This is a genomic window from Streptomyces sp. NPDC050743, assembly GCF_044456925.1.
Taxonomy (GTDB): domain Bacteria; phylum Actinomycetota; class Actinomycetes; order Streptomycetales; family Streptomycetaceae; genus Streptomyces.
The window spans coordinates 1-14,284 of the sequence record NZ_JBITGJ010000046.1; the positions used below are offsets into that span (position 1 = coordinate 1).

Sequence of the window (14,284 nt, forward strand, 5' to 3'; positions counted from 1 at the left end):
TTCCATCTCCACGCTCATGCGTCCCCGCCCAGGTGGGCAGAACCCGTGTCAGACCTCACGGTCCGCACGGGATCGCTTAGCTGATTAGAGACGCTGTGCCTCGGCCGTCAGCCCCTCCTTGCACAGGACCTGGGCGACGGCTTCGGCGATCTGCGCGGTCGATCCGTTCGTCGTCGCGTACGCGACCAGGACCTCGCCGGTCACGGCGGTCCGCCTCCCCTCACAGTTTGCGCAGCCAGTCATCGACCTAGCCGTGCAGGGCCTGTTCGGCAGGCTGGACGTGGCTGTCGTCCAGGCGGTAGGTGAGGTTGTCGACCACCGCGACCACGCCGTCCAGGGGCGCGTAGAGCTGCCGTCCAAGGGCGTGGACCAAGTGCAGCGGGAGGTCTCGGAGCAGGGCTTCCCTGGCCGCCCATTCGGCGGCGGTCAGGCTCTCCGAGGATCCGTCCAGGCCTGCGGTGATGGTGCGGGGCATCCCGGCCTCCTTCAAAGTCTCGAATTCAGTGTCGAGGCCGTGTACTTGGGACAGGAGAGGCCTCAGGTCCCTGTGCGGAGGCCGTGTGGCCCACGCGTGGGTGAACGCGCGCAGGAGATGGGCCTACTCACAACGCCCGCAGCCCGTGCTCCCGGAACTGCTCGCGCACGCGTTCCGTCAGCTCCGGATCGGGCACGGGCGTGTCGCGTAGCGGGAAGTCGATACCCAGAGCGTCGTACTTGTGGGCGCCGAGTTTGTGGAAGGGCAGGACGTCCACCCGGTCGACGTTGCTCAGCCCGGCCAGGAAGGCGCCGAGAGCGTCCACGGCGGACGGGTCGTCTGTCCAGCCTGGGACGAGGACGTAACGGATGTACACGGGGACGGCCAGCCGGTCCAGGTGGGTGGCGAAGTTGAGCGTGGGGGCCAGCCGGCCGCCGGTGAGCTCGCGGTAAGTGGCGGCGTCGAACGACTTGATGTCCAGTAGCACCAGGTCTGTGTCGGCGAGGAGTTCGTCGGAGGCACGCGTGCCGAGGAAGCCGGAGGTGTCCAGGGCCGTGTGAAGTCCGGCCTCCTTGCAGCGGTGCAGGAGGGAGCCGGTGAATGCCGGCTGGAGCAGCGGCTCCCCGCCGGTGAAGGTCACCCCTCCCCCGGCAGTGGCCAGGAAACCCCGGTACTTCTCGATCTCCCCCATGACCTTGTCGACCGAGGTCTCCCGGCCGTCGCGCATGTGCCAGGTGTCCGGATTGGCGCAGTACAGGCAGCGCAGCGGGCAGCCGCTGACGAACAGGACGAACCGGGTCCCGGGACCGTCCACGCCGGTGGACAGGTCCCAGGAGTGCACCCGGCCCGTGAGCGGTCCCGTCGCCGGGACCGCCTGCCGTGCCGCTGAGGTCGCCGCGGTGTTCACAGCGACCCGTGGAAGGTGCGGCTGATCACGTCGAGCTGCTGCTCACGCGTGAGCCGGACGAAATTGACCGCGTATCCGGAGACCCGGATCGTCAGCTCGGGGTACTTCTCAGGGTGTTCCATGGCGTCCTCGAGCGTCGCCCGGTTCAGCACGTTGACGTTCATGTGGAAACCACCGAAGGTCATGTACCCGTCGAGGATGCCGACCAGGTTTCCGGCCCGCTCCGTGGGATTGTGGCCCAGTCCCTCGGGTGTGATGGTCGTGGTCAGCGAGATGCCGTCCCGGGCCTCCTCGTACGGCAGCTTCGCCACGGACAGGGCCGAGGCGACGACACCGTGCCGGTCGCGGCCGTTCATCGGGTTGGCTCCGGGGGCGAAGGGCTGTCCGGCACGCCGCCCGTCGGGGGTGTTGCCCGTGTGCTTGCCGTAGACCACGTTCGAGGTGATCGTCAGTACCGACTGGGTGTGCTCGGCGTCCCGGTAGGTGGGGTGCCTGCGCACCTTGGCCATGAAGGATTCCACCAGGCCGACGGCGAGGCGGTCGGCGCGGTCGTCGTTGTTGCCGTACGCCGGGTAGGCGCCCTCGACCTTGTAGTCCACGGCCAGCCCGGTGTCGTCCCGGACCACCTTCACGCGGGCGTACTTGACGGCTGACAGGCTGTCGGCGGCCACGGAGAGCCCGGCGATGCCGCATGCCATGTAGCGGTGGACGGGGTGGTTGTGCAGGGCCATCTCGATGCGCTCGTAGGCGTACTTGTCGTGCATGTAGTGGATGACGTTGAGCGTGTTGACGTACGTCTTCGCCAGCCAGTCCAGCATCCGGTCGTACGCCGCCGACAGTTCCTCGTAGTCCAGGTACCCCCCTGCCAGGGCGGGCATCTCGGGTGCGATCTGCTCTCCGGTCATCTCGTCCCGACCGCCGTTGATCGCGTACAGGAGCGCCTTGGCGAGGTTGACCCGGGCGCCGAAGAACTGCATCTGCCTGCCCACCGCCATCGCCGACACGCAGCAGGCGATGGCGGTGTCATCGCCGGTGCGCGGGCGCATCAGGTCGTCGGACTCGTACTGAATGGAGCTCGTGTCGATCGAGACCTGGGCGCAGAACCGCTTGAAGTCCTCGGGCAGCTGCGGCGACCACAGCACCGTGAGGTTCGGCTCCGGCGCGGGCCCGAGGTTGTAGAGGGTCTGCAGGAAGCGGAAGGAGCTGCGGGTGACGAGTGTGCGGCCGTCGGTGCCGATGCCGCCGATGGACTCCGTCACCCAGGTGGGGTCGCCGGAGAACAGTTGGTCGTACTCGGGTGTGCGCAGGAAGCGCACGATCCGCAGCTTGATCACGAAGTCGTCGATCAGCTCCTGGGCCCGGGTCTCGTCGATACGCCCCTCATCGAGGTCGCGCTGGAGGTAGATGTCCAGGAAGGTCGAGGTGCGGCCGAGCGACATCGCGGCGCCGTTCTGCTCCTTCACCGCGGCCAGGAAGCCGAGGTAGAGCCACTGCACGGCCTCGTGGGCGGTGGACGCGGGGCGGGTGACGTCACAGCCGTAGGAGGCTGCCATCCGCGCCAGCTCTCCCAACGCTCTTATCTGCTCCGCGAGTTCCTCGCGGTCACGGATGATGTGCGGGGCGGAGGGCCGGCCGTCCAGCAGGGCGCGCTCGGCCCGCTTGGCCTCGATCAGCCGGTCGGTGCCGTACAGAGCGACGCGCCGGTAGTCGCCGATGATCCGGCCCCGGCCGTAGGCGTCCGGGAGCCCGGTGATGATGCCGGCCTTGCGGGCGGCTCGCATCTCGGGGGTGTAGGCGTCGAAGACGCCGTCGTTGTGGGTCTTGCGGTGGGTACCGAAGACCTTGGTCACGAACGGGTCGGGCTCGTAGCCGTACGCCTTCAGGCCGTTCTCGACCATCCGGAGCCCGCCGTTCGGCATGATCGCGCGCTTCAACGGGGCGTCGGTCTGGAGTCCGACGATCAGCTCGCGCTCCCGGTCGATGTAGCCAGGGGCGTGCGAGGTGATCGTGGAAGGGGTGGCGGTGTCCACGTCGAGGATGCCCTTGCGGCGCTCCTCGGGGAACAGGGCGCTGACCTTGTGCCAGACGGCGAGCGTGCGCTCGGTCGGGCCGGTCAGGAACTCCGGACCGCCTTCGTACGGCGTATAGTTGGCCTGGATGAAGTCGCGTACGTCGATCCGTTCGCGCCAGCGCCGGCCGGCGAATCCACGCCAGGCCTCGGCGGGTGCGTCCACGTCCGGACGGGTTGCCACGGTCATCACTGCCTCCGCATCGTTCGCGACACCGCACACGGACGGTTCCGTGAGCGGCTCCACTGACGATGCTCCTCGCGTGCCACCGCGCCGGGCAGGGTCGGCGGGAACCCGTCGCCGCGCCGTCCGGCCCCGCACCGTTGGGCCCTTCGGGCCAGGTCACGGCGCAGATGACCAGCAGTCAGGCGGAGAGGTTGAGGCCGTACATCGTGCGGCCCCCGACGAGTTCGCGCCCGGTGACCAGTTCAGGCTCGATGCGCACGAAGACCTCCTCGGGCGAGGGAGCCCAGGAGCGCGGGCCGATCCGCTCCAGGCGGGCCGCCTCGGCCGCATCCGTCACGGTCTCGGCCCGGCCGGTGACGACGACGCTCCAGCCGGAGTGCGTCTCCACATCGGTCGCGTCCGCCTCGAACGCGACGACCGCGCCGTCGACTGCGCGGGCCAGCTCGGAGGCCATCGAGGTGCGCAGCAGTACCGCTCCGTCGGCGTCCAGGCCGAAGTTGACCGGCACGACCGCGGGCAGCGCCTTGCGCGTGTAGACGATGCGGCCGATGGGCGCCGTCGCCAGCAGGCGCAGGCACTCGTGACGACCGAGTTCGCGGAAACCATCGTTCGGGTACATGAGTCAGGCCGTCCTTCGCCCGGTGAGGGGATCACACTCCATGCTGAGCCCGCCGGCAGCCGCGGGTGAGGGCCACGGGTCCCGCCTTGGCCGGAGAGCGGCCCGAGGAAGCGTGGCGGCGAAGGGGGCCGGACGGCCCTTCCGACACGCACATCGGCCCGGATTTCCTCTGACCATGGTCGAAACCCTCATCTCGTTCGCACCCCGCCACACCGAGCGTGCCGTCGGCGGGACGACCGTCCTGGAGCTGCGCGGTGAGATCGACATCCTCACGGCAGCGCCCCTTGGAGCACGCTTGGACGATCTGACGGCCGTCGTTCTCCCCGACCTCGTGCTGGACCTCCGTGCCGTGTCCTTCGTCGACTGTGCCGGACTCGGGATGCTGTGCCGGGCGCGGAACAGGGTCATGGAACGGCACGGTCGGCTGCGGCTTGTCACTGACAGCAACCAGTTCCTTCGAATTCTTCGTGGTGCGGGGCTGGATGGCGTGTTCGAGATGTACGACCACCTGCCCGAAGCCTTGGCCGCTGTGCTCGGCGGGGTCCTCACCGCCTCAGTGGGCTGATAATTCTGAGGGCGCAACCCGCAACCGCACGAGGCCATCGGAGTGGCCGCGGCTCCAGGATCACGGCTACTCAAGCGGCCCGGTCGTTGAGCGTCACCCCACCTGATCCCGTGCACGCCGCGGAGTGGCCGGGCCTCCGGGCCGTACCCGAGGACAGCACCACGGCGGGTCAACGAGCCGTACGGGTGCTGGGCCGAACGGCCCACCATCGGCCTGGGCTTGGCCCGATCGGCCCTTCGCCTCCACCTGACCGGCCCATGTCACCGCAAGGCCGCCGCTGTCACCTTCGTGTGTGTGACGACGAGGAGGTGCGGAGAGATGCGCGAGGACAAGCCCGCGAACAGGAAGCGCAAGCGAACGAGGGTACCGCTGTGGCGATGGCGGAGTAACCCGGTCCGGCGTCGCGACGACGTCCTCGAGGCATGGCTCATGCTGGCCGTATGGGTGCTCATCGCGGTGGGTGGCACGGCGGTCGGTGTGGTGACGGCCCATGCAGCCGACCAGGTCTTCGCCCAGCAACGGGCCGAACGGACCCCCCTCCGCGCCGTTCTCCTCGATGACGTCCCGCGCACCGCGACCTCGAGGATGGGCAGAGACCTGGCATCGGCAAGGGTCCGCTGGACGAACTTCGACGGCTCCACGCGCAGCGGCATGACGCTGGTGACCACCGGGAAGAAGGCCGGCTCCACGGTCAGGATCTGGATCGATACCCGGGGGAGGCTGAGCACACAGCCCCCGACGCCCGGCAAGGCGGCGGTCGAGGCGGGGCTCTTTGGAGCCTCCGCCGCCCTCGCCCTGAGCGGCGTGGTGTTCGGGATCGGGAGCGTCGGCCGTGGGTACCTCGACCGTCGGCGCATCAAGGAGTGGGACAGGGAGTGGACCCTGGTCGGGCCGCAGTGGGGCCACAAGACCAGTTGACCGTCGAACCCCATGCTCGAGCGACCTCGGTCATGCCGTCGGAGAGGGACACCACCGCCGAGGTGGCGTCCCTCCGGGTGTTACCGCGGGGCACTCGGAAGTTCTGCCGCCAGCGCCGGCACGGTCGCCACGTCGAGGCCCGGGGAGGCGCCATCCACTACGCCTCCTGCACTCCACGGCCCTCCCGCCGATGCGAAGACTGCGGTGAGGTGATGAAAGTGAAGACGACCCGGCCCCTCGACACCCTCTGCCGCACCTGCTACCAGCCCCGCCACCGCAACCCGACCATGTTCGCGCTGCGGCACCAACCAAGGTCCGGTCGGTCGCACCGGGGACACGCCTCCCCTGGCGGCCAGCGGGCCGACGCGGAAGCACGCTTCCTCCTGCCAGGGCGGCCACCGAGTCGGCCCGGAAACGCCGCATCGATCCACTCGCTCAAGAACCAGTACGGGCTGCCCGTCCTCAGTGCGGCAACACCGCCATGATCGAGGCCGTCGCCGACCTCCCACCCATCGTCGTCAGCGACCTGTTCGGCATCCACTCCAACACCGTGCGTGCCTGGACTCGGTACGCGCAGGACAGCTGGGCGGACTATCTCGCCGCCTGCCGGGATGAGGAGTAGGGCCTCGGAGCTCTGCCTCAGACGAGTTCGGCAGGCTTGAAAGCCGGGAGGCAGGAAGTGAGGCAGAAGCAAATCGCACTCCGTAATGGTCAAGCACCTTCACCAGCACAGCCCAGAGCGCTTTCACGCCCAAGGCGACTGCAACCCGTGAAGCCGCCTTACGTAACTGGCCAGATCTCACCTGGCCAGACTCCGTAGCGACCGTTCCTGCACCTCATCTCGCTGGGCCGGAACCTACACGGACTACGCAGGCTCCCCCTAGAGCCGGGCCGATGTCATTCCACGCGTCCATAGGCCCCGGCTGCCCCTCGACCAGTCGGGAACGCGAGCGAGTTCGGCAAGGCCGGCGCTTCCGGCATCGACGGCGTGCTGCGTGCTGCGTGCTGCGTGCTGCGTACTGCCGAGCCGGAGAGGGTTCAGACACCGCTTGGCCGGCTCCTCCCAGCCAGGGGCAGACGACGTACAGACAGCACATCGACTCTCAGCCCAAGATCCGGACCGTTGCCGGTCCAGCAACTCGCCACTCGCCTCAATCATTGCTAGTTGACGTGGGCTTTCAGTCAGCCCCAAACCAGCACGGGAGTCAGCACGGGAGTCAGCACCCGCACCATCAAGTCACCCTGAACTGCGCGTCTCGGACAGTGCCGGTTTCGATCACTTGCGAGCCCCTGAACCGCTCTTCCCTGTGCCGGCATGGTGGCCACGCGCATAGTCGACCCACGAACTATGGTGGCCCACCACATGTGCCCTTGACCTGCATCTTCCTACCGTGTGCCGACACGTACCCGTCCCCACCGCACACGAGGAAGTGGCGCACATGGCATCCGAAGCAACATCCGCTCCCCCAACCCCCGCCAGTCTCCCCCGTATCGTCGCCGCCAGCCTCATCGGCACCACCATCGAGTGGTACGACTTCTTCCTCTACGGCTCCGCCGCCGCGCTGGTGTTCAACAAGCTGTTCTTCCCGGACTCCGATCCGCTCGTCGGGACGCTGCTGTCGTTCCTGACGTATGCCGTCGGTTTCGCCGCCCGCCCGCTGGGGGCGCTCGTGTTCGGGCACTACGGTGACCGGCTGGGGCGCAAGAAGCTGCTGGTGCTGAGCCTGGTGATGATGGGCGGGGCGACGTTCGCCATCGGGCTGTTGCCCACGCACGCCACGGTCGGGGCCGCCGCGCCCGTGCTGCTGACCGCGTTGCGGCTCGTCCAGGGCTTCGCGCTCGGCGGCGAGTGGGGCGGTGCCGTCCTGCTGGTGTCGGAGCACGGGGACGCGCGGCGGCGCGGTTTCTGGGCCTCGTGGCCGCAGACCGGCGCGCCGGCGGGGCAGTTGCTCGCCACCGGTGTGCTCTCGCTGCTGACCGCCGTGCTCTCCGACGACGCCTTCGGCACCTGGGGCTGGCGAATTCCGTTCCTGCTCTCCGGGGTGCTCGTGATCGTCGGTCTGTGGATCCGGCTGTCCGTCGACGAATCGCCCGTGTTCAAGGAGGCGCTGGCGCGGGCGGAGTCCCGGCGGACGCAGGAGGCGGAGAAGCTGCCGCTCGTCTCCGTGCTGCGCAACCACTGGCGGGACGTGCTGGTGGCCATGGGCGCCCGCATGGCGGAGAACATCAGCTACTACGTCATCACCGCCTTCATCCTCGTCTACGCCACCACCTCGGCCGGAGTGTCCAAGCAGACCGCGCTCAACGCCGTACTCATCGGCTCCGCCGTGCACTTCGCCGTCATCCCGGCCTGGGGCGCGCTGTCCGACCGGGTCGGGCGGCGGCCCGTGTACCTGCTCGGCGCGGCCGGTGTCGGCCTGTGGATGTTCCCGTTCTTCTCGCTCGTGGACACCGGGTCGTTCGGCTACCTGATCCTCGCCGTGACCGTCGGGCTCGTGCTGCACGGCGCGATGTACGCGCCCCAGGCCGCCTTCTTCGCCGAGATGTTCGCCACGAGGATGCGGTATTCGGGCGCGTCCATCGGCGCCCAGTTCGCCTCCGTGGCGGCCGGCGCGCCGGCCCCGCTCATCGCCACCGCACTGCTCGACGACTACGGCAGCTCCACCCCGATCGCCCTGTATGTGATCGCCGCAGCGGTACTGACCCTGATCGCCGTGGGCGTGGCGCGGGAGACGCGGCACCGGGACCTCGCCCGCGTCGAGGCCGAGGGCGGCGAGTCCGCCGCTGCCGGGCAGACCGCGCAGGCACGCACGGTCTGACCCGAAGCAACTCCGCCCGGCCGGGCGCGGCTCCGCCCAACCAGCGCGGCTCCGCCCGGCCGGCAACCCCGCCGGAACGGCACTGCTCCGCCCGACCGGCACAGCTCCGCCCGACCGGCGCAGCCCGGCACGGCTCCATCCGACCGGAGCGCGGCTCCATCGGACCAGCCCCGCTCCGCCCGGCCGGTGCGGGGCTTGGCCCGGCCGGCGCAGGGCTCCGCCGGCCGCCGTGGCTCTCCGTGAACACATCCGCTCCCCTGCCCCCGCACGGCGGGCCCGTGCGGGGGTCAGCGTCTGTTCGGGGCCGCCAACCGGTGCAGTCGCAGGGCGAGTTGGATCTCCAAGGCGCGGGCCGGGGTCTGCCAGTCCTCGCCCAGCAGCCGGCCCACCCGCTCCAGCCGCTGGGCGACCGTGTTCACGTGGACGTGCAGCGCGTCCTTGGTCCGGGCCGGGCTCATCCCGCAGTCGAAGTACGCGTCGAGGGTGCGCAGCAGTTCCGTACCCCGTCGCTCGTCGTAGGACACGACCGGGCCGATGGTGCGGTCGACGAAACCGGCGACGTCCCGATCGCCGGCGAGGAGGAGGCCGAGGAAGCCGAAGTCCTCGGCCGCCGCGCCGTCCCCGGCCCGGCCCAGCAGGTGCAGCGCGTCCAGGCAGCGGCGGCCCTCGGCATAGGCGGTGGCGATGGTCTCGGGGTGGGTGGTGAGCTCGGTGACGGGGGCGGAGGCGCCGACCGTGACCGGCTGGTGGACGGCCGTGCCCAGCTGGCGGGCGGTGCGCCGGGCCAGCTCCGTGGCGGTGTGGCCGGCGGCGAGCGGCAGCAGCAGCACGGTGCCGCCGTCACGCGCGGCGGCCAGGCCGTGCCGGGTCGCGGCGAGGTGGGAGGCGGCCGACCACAGGCGCCGGCGGGCCGCGGCCTCTTCGTCGGCGTCGGCCGCCGGGCCGTCGAGACGTGCGGCGAGGACGACATGGGTGGCGTCCAGGTCGGCGTGCAGCCGGGCGGCGCGCTCGCGCAGCAGGCGCGGATCCCGGTCGCGTGCGTCCAGCAGGTCGTCCAGCAGTTCGCCCCGCACTCGCCGTTCGGCCTCGGCCGCCGAGCGACGGGCGAGCAGCAGCAGCGAGGTGACCATGGCCGCGCGCTCCAGGGTGCGCTGGTCGACGGGGTCGAGACCGGGATGCCCGCGCAGCACCAGCGCGCCGAGGAGTTCACCGCCCGCGGCGACCGCGGCGATCCAGTCGTCGCCGTGCCGTACGGCGTGTCCCTCGGCGCGGGACGCCTCCAGCGCCTCGGCCGGTGCCGCGTCGGCCTCGCAGAACTCCACGGTGCCGTCGAGGACTTCGGAGACGGCGGCGGCCACGTCGTGCACCCCGCCGCCGCGCAGCACGAGTTCGGCGAGCCGGTCGTGGACGTCGGAGGCGCGCTCGATGACCGCGCTGCGGTCCCGGATGATCTCGTTGGCGCGCTCCAGACCGGCCAGGGCGGCCCGGGTCTCGGTGAGCAGGTTGGCGGTGTCGATCGCGGCCGCGGCGAGCGCGGCGAAGGAGCCGACCAGGGCGATCTGCTCGCGTTCGAAGACGCGTGCCCTGCGGTCGGCGGCGAAGAGGACGCCGATCACGTGCGGGCCGAGCATGAGGGGGACGCCGAGGATGGCGACCAGGCCCTCGTCGCGGACGCCGGCGTCGATGGTGCGGGTGTGCTGGAAGCGGGCGTCCTTGAAGTAGTCGTCCGTGACGTACGGCCGGGTCGTCTGGGCGACCAGTCCACCGAGGCCCTCGCCCATGCCGAGGCGCAGCTGCTGGAAGCGGGCGGAGACCGAACCCTCCGTCACGCGCATGTAGGTGTCGCCGCGCGCCGGGTCGTTCAGGGTGAGGTAGGCGACGTCCGTGCCGAGCAGGGAGCGAGCGCGCTGCACGATGGCCTGCAGGACGGCGTCGAGATCGCGCAGGCCCGCGAGGTCGTGAGCGGTCTCGAACAGTGCGGACAGCTCCGCCTCGCGGCGCCGACGCCCCTCCAGCTCGGCCCGGACCCGCAGGGCGAGCAGCTTGGCCCGCTCCAGCGCGGCGATCCGGTCGGCGAGGCCGCCCTCGGCGCGGGCGAGCAGCACCGGCTGCTCGTACGCCTCCGCGGAGGCGTCGCGGGCCAGCAGCTCGAGGTAGGCGGCCTCGGCGCTGCCGATGGGTGCCGACTGAACGTGATCGCGAGACATGGTCACAGGATTCCGCATCGGCCGGGCGGCCCGTCAGGCCTGTGGAAAACTCCCGGGCCCGGCGCCGCCGGGCGCTTCAGTGGGCCGTCCACCCGCCGTCGAGCACCAGCGAGGTGCCGGTGACGAAGGAGGCCTGCGGGCTGCACAGGTAGGCCACGGCCTCGGCGACCTCCTCCGGTTCGATGAGCCGCCGCAGCGCGCTGTCCTTCAGCAGGACCTCGGACAGCACACGCTCCTCTGGGATGCCGTGCGCCTGCGCCTGGTCGGCGATCTGCTTCTCCACCAGGGGCGTGCGCACATAGGCCGGGTTCACACAGTTCGAGGTCACCCCATGGGCGGCGCCTTCCAGCGCGGCCGTCTTCGACAGTCCCTCCAGACCATGTTTGGCGGCCACATACGCCGCCTTGAAGGCAGAGGCGCGCAGACCATGCACGGAGGACACATTGACGATCCGGCCCCAGCCCTGCGCGTACATGTGCGGCAGGGCGCCGCGGATGAGGCGGAACGGCGCCTCCAGCATCACGGTCAGCACGGTGTGGAAGACCTCGGGCGGGAACTCCTCGATGGGGCGCACCAGTTGCAGGCCGGCGTTGTTGACGAGCACATCGGCGTCGGCGGCGGCGCGTTCGGCGGCGTCGAGGTCGGTGAGGTCCACGACGTGCGGTTCGACGGTTCCCGGCAGGTCACCGGCCCGTTCCGCGTGCTGGGCCAGTTCGGCCAGACCGGCGGCGTCCCGGTCGACGGCCCGCACCTTCGCTCCGGCGGCCGCGAGCCGCAGCGCGCAGGCGCGGCCGATGCCGCTTGCGGCGCCGGTGACGAGGGCGGTACGGCCGCCGAGGTCGAGGGCGAGGGGCTGGGGGCCGAGGCCGGGCGGGAGGCTGGACGAGGTCATGTGCCGACCCTAAGCGGAGCCCACCCGCCACTACATGTGGTGACCACCCATACTTCAGCCGACAGTCGTAGGGTCAAACCATGTGGGTGCCTCGGACATCGCCTGCTTGATCCGGAAGCGGCCGAACTCGTGGAGCTCGGGCAGGGCGTCCACCGTGAACCAGCCCACTTCCAGGGACTCGTCGTCGTTGACCCGGGCCTCGCCGCCGACGGCCCGGCAGCGGATGGTGATGTCCATGTACTGGCACTGGTCACCGTTGGGGTAGGTGACCGGCTGCAGGGCCTGGACGAGGACGACCCGTTCGGCCACGCAGTGCACCGCCGTCTCCTCGAAGACCTCCCGCACGGCACAGGCCGCGGGCTGCTCACCGGGCTCCGGAATGCCCCCGATCACCGACCACTTGCGGGTGTCGGCCCGCCGGCCCAGGAGCACTCTGCCCTCGTCGTCGAAGACGATCGCGGTGACCCCGGGAAGCCAGAGCAGTTGCCGGCCGGCGGAGGCCCGGAGCGTGCGGATGAAGTCAGGAGTAGCCATGGGCCCGACCCTAACGGGCCGGACCCATGTCCTCCTGGCGGCTCAGCGGGCGTACGCACCATTTCAGGGGGCGTATGCCGGTCGTACGGCTACGCGCCACCGGCGCGCCGACGGCGCAGTCCGGACCCGATCGCCCAGCCGACGCCGCCCGCGGCGACCAGCACCAGGGCGATCTCCGGGAGGATGCCCAGCTCGGTGGCGGGGGTCTTGGACGTGCGCAGCGGCACCTTCTGGACGAGGTAGGCGGGCACGAACATGCCGGTCCGCTGGGTGATCTTCCCGTCCGGCATGATGACCGCGCTGACGCCGCTGGTCACCGGCACGGTGACGGTGCGGCTGTGCTCGACGGCGCGGATCCGGGACATGGCGAGCTGCTGGTAGGTCATCTCGCTGCGGTCGAAGGTCGCGTTGTTGCTCGGCACGGAGATCATCTCCGCGCCATGGGTGACCGTGTCCCGCACGGCCCAGTCGAACGCGGCCTCGTAGCAGGTGGCGAGGCCCACCTTGGCGCCGTCGATGTCGAACACGCCCGGGGTGCTGCCGCGGCTGAAGTCCTGCCGGACCATGCCGGTCCAGTTCTTGTTGACCGCGCCGACGAGCCCGCGCAGCGGGAGGTACTCGCCGAACGGCTGGATCTGCCGCTTGTCGTAGGTCTGCGTGGGTCCCTTGACCGGGTCCCACAGGACCTGCTCGTTGAGCAGCTTGCCGTCCTTCTCGACGACCGCGCCCACCGAGATGGGCACGCCGACCGCCTTGGCGGCGCCGTAGATGACCGTGGCGGCGTCGGGGTTGCTGAAGGGGTCGATGTCGGAGGAGTTCTCCGGCCACAGCACGTAGTCGGGCTTCGGGGCCTTGCCCGCCTTGATGTCGGCGGCGAGCCTGAGCGTCTCGCGCACGTGGTAGTCGAGCACGGCCCGCCGCTGGGCGCTGAACTCGAGCCCGGAGCGCGGCACGTTGCCCTGGATGACCGCGACGGTCCGGGTGCCTTCCTCGGCCTTGTCGCTGACCAGCGGCCGGGCCGCGACCGCGCCCGCCACCGGGACGGCCACGCTCAGCAGCGCGGCGGCGGCCGCACCGCGCCGTACGGCGTGCGTCCGGCGCCGTTCGGCGATCAGCCGGCCGGCCTCGTACAGCCCGAATCCGCACAGCACGACCGCGAAGCCCAGCACGGGCGTGCCTCCCACCGCGGCGAGCGGCAGGAAGACGCCGTCGGCCTGTCCGAAGGCGATCTTGCCCCACGGGAATCCCCGGAAGGGTACACGCGCGCGTACCGCCTCGCCCGCGATCCAGAGGGCGGCCGCCCACACCGGCCAGGCCGGCAGCCTGGACACGGCGGCGACACCGACGCCCACCAGCGCGATGAAGATCGCCTCGATGGCGACGAGGGCCAGCCAGGGACCGGGACCGACCTCCACACCGGTCCACACCAGCAGCGGCAGCAGGAAGCCCAGCCCGAAGAGGTAGCCGAGGCCGAGGGCCGACTTCCAGCCACGGCCGCGCAGCACCCAGCCGAATCCGGCGAAGGCGGGCAGCGCCAGCCACCACAGGGTGCGCGGCGGGAAGCTGACGTAGAGCAGCACTCCGCAGAGCGCGGAGGCGACGGCCGGGACCAGACGGAGCAGGCGGCCGCGGAACGCGCTGGGCGCGGGGGACGGCTGGAGCCGGTCCGGCTGGTCAACGGAAGTTGCGGTGACGGTCACCCGGGTGAGTGTACGGCGGCTGCCCTGGCCGCCGACAGCGCGGTTCGAGGGCCGGGACCGGCGCCGCCGGCCATGGTTGTCCCTGGTCGCCGCCCTCCCTGCCGGCCGGCGCGCCGGTGCCGTGCCGGGCGCCCCGTCCGGGCGGCAGGCATCGCCCCGCCACCCCCACCCTCTCCGCGACTTTCGCCGCATCTCGTGCTCAAACCGGTCATCAGCCGCTACGGTGAGCCCAGCCTCGGCAGTGCGGCCGAATCCGGCGTCGTGCCCGGCCGTGGCCTGGGGCAGGGGTGGGGACCGGGGACGAGGGGCAGCGGTGGGGTCGACGGGGACGAGGTCCGCGGCCGGTGTGGATGCGGGCGCGGTCGACGTCAGACGAAACGTTTCTGACGGTGC

General features: G+C 70.8%; 11 protein-coding genes and 1 pseudogene. 4 read left to right on the plus strand and 8 right to left on the minus strand.

All coding sequences use genetic code 11. The annotated features are described in order from the left end of the window. Positions 1-337: 337 nt before the first annotated feature. The 4 genes and pseudogenes from ACIBJF_RS32585 to ACIBJF_RS32600 form a co-directional block, all read right to left on the minus strand. Positions 338-475 (minus strand): annotated as a pseudogene (locus ACIBJF_RS32585) (universal stress protein); the annotation flags it as partial. A 127-nt stretch (positions 476-602) separates the two neighbouring features. Further along, positions 603-1,382, minus strand: coding sequence for a pyruvate formate-lyase-activating protein (pflA, locus tag ACIBJF_RS32590; protein WP_399179127.1), 780 nt, complete (start codon positions 1,380-1,382; stop codon positions 603-605). After that, a complete protein-coding gene (pflB, locus tag ACIBJF_RS32595; RefSeq protein WP_399179129.1) occupies positions 1,379-3,640 on the minus strand; it encodes a formate C-acetyltransferase in 2,262 nt (753 codons plus the stop codon). The genes pflA and pflB overlap by 4 nt, the downstream gene beginning before the upstream one ends. Before the next feature lie 175 nt (positions 3,641-3,815). Beyond that, positions 3,816-4,256 (minus strand): pyridoxamine 5'-phosphate oxidase family protein, encoded by a 441-nt coding sequence (locus tag ACIBJF_RS32600; RefSeq protein WP_399179131.1) that lies wholly within the window; start codon positions 4,254-4,256, stop codon positions 3,816-3,818. A 175-nt stretch (positions 4,257-4,431) separates the two neighbouring features. Between ACIBJF_RS32600 and ACIBJF_RS32605 the strand changes: the two genes are divergently transcribed. From ACIBJF_RS32605 to ACIBJF_RS32620, 4 genes are all read left to right on the plus strand, one after another. Then, the gene (locus ACIBJF_RS32605; protein WP_399179133.1) at positions 4,432-4,821 is read left to right on the plus strand and encodes an STAS domain-containing protein; all 390 of its coding nucleotides are present in this window, start codon (positions 4,432-4,434) and stop codon (positions 4,819-4,821) included. A gap of 318 nt (positions 4,822-5,139) precedes the next feature. After that, complete coding sequence (locus tag ACIBJF_RS32610) at positions 5,140-5,739, plus strand: hypothetical protein (RefSeq protein WP_399179135.1); 600 nt, start codon at positions 5,140-5,142, stop codon at positions 5,737-5,739. Positions 5,740-6,220: 481 nt separating this feature from the next. Further along, positions 6,221-6,361, plus strand: coding sequence for a hypothetical protein (locus ACIBJF_RS32615; RefSeq protein ID WP_399179137.1), 141 nt, complete (start codon positions 6,221-6,223; stop codon positions 6,359-6,361). 817 nt (positions 6,362-7,178) lie between these two features. Further along, positions 7,179-8,558: an MFS transporter gene (locus ACIBJF_RS32620; protein WP_399179139.1), complete on the plus strand. Its 1,380-nt coding sequence runs from the start codon at positions 7,179-7,181 to the stop codon at positions 8,556-8,558. A 287-nt stretch (positions 8,559-8,845) separates the two neighbouring features. Here ACIBJF_RS32620 and ACIBJF_RS32625 read toward each other — a convergent pair whose 3' ends face one another. The 4 genes from ACIBJF_RS32625 to lnt form a co-directional block, all read right to left on the minus strand. Continuing rightward, positions 8,846-10,765, minus strand: a complete 1,920-nt coding sequence (locus ACIBJF_RS32625) for a helix-turn-helix domain-containing protein (protein ID WP_399179140.1) — start codon at positions 10,763-10,765, stop codon at positions 8,846-8,848. 76 nt (positions 10,766-10,841) lie between these two features. Continuing rightward, positions 10,842-11,657: a 3-hydroxybutyrate dehydrogenase gene (locus tag ACIBJF_RS32630; protein WP_399179142.1), complete on the minus strand. Its 816-nt coding sequence runs from the start codon at positions 11,655-11,657 to the stop codon at positions 10,842-10,844. 54 nt (positions 11,658-11,711) lie between these two features. Further along, a complete protein-coding gene (locus ACIBJF_RS32635) occupies positions 11,712-12,191 on the minus strand; it encodes an NUDIX domain-containing protein (protein ID WP_356314745.1) in 480 nt (159 codons plus the stop codon). Between the two features lie 89 nt (positions 12,192-12,280). Continuing rightward, complete coding sequence (lnt, locus tag ACIBJF_RS32640) at positions 12,281-13,891, minus strand: apolipoprotein N-acyltransferase (RefSeq protein ID WP_399179144.1); 1,611 nt, start codon at positions 13,889-13,891, stop codon at positions 12,281-12,283. Between the last annotated feature and the right edge of the window lie 393 nt (positions 13,892-14,284).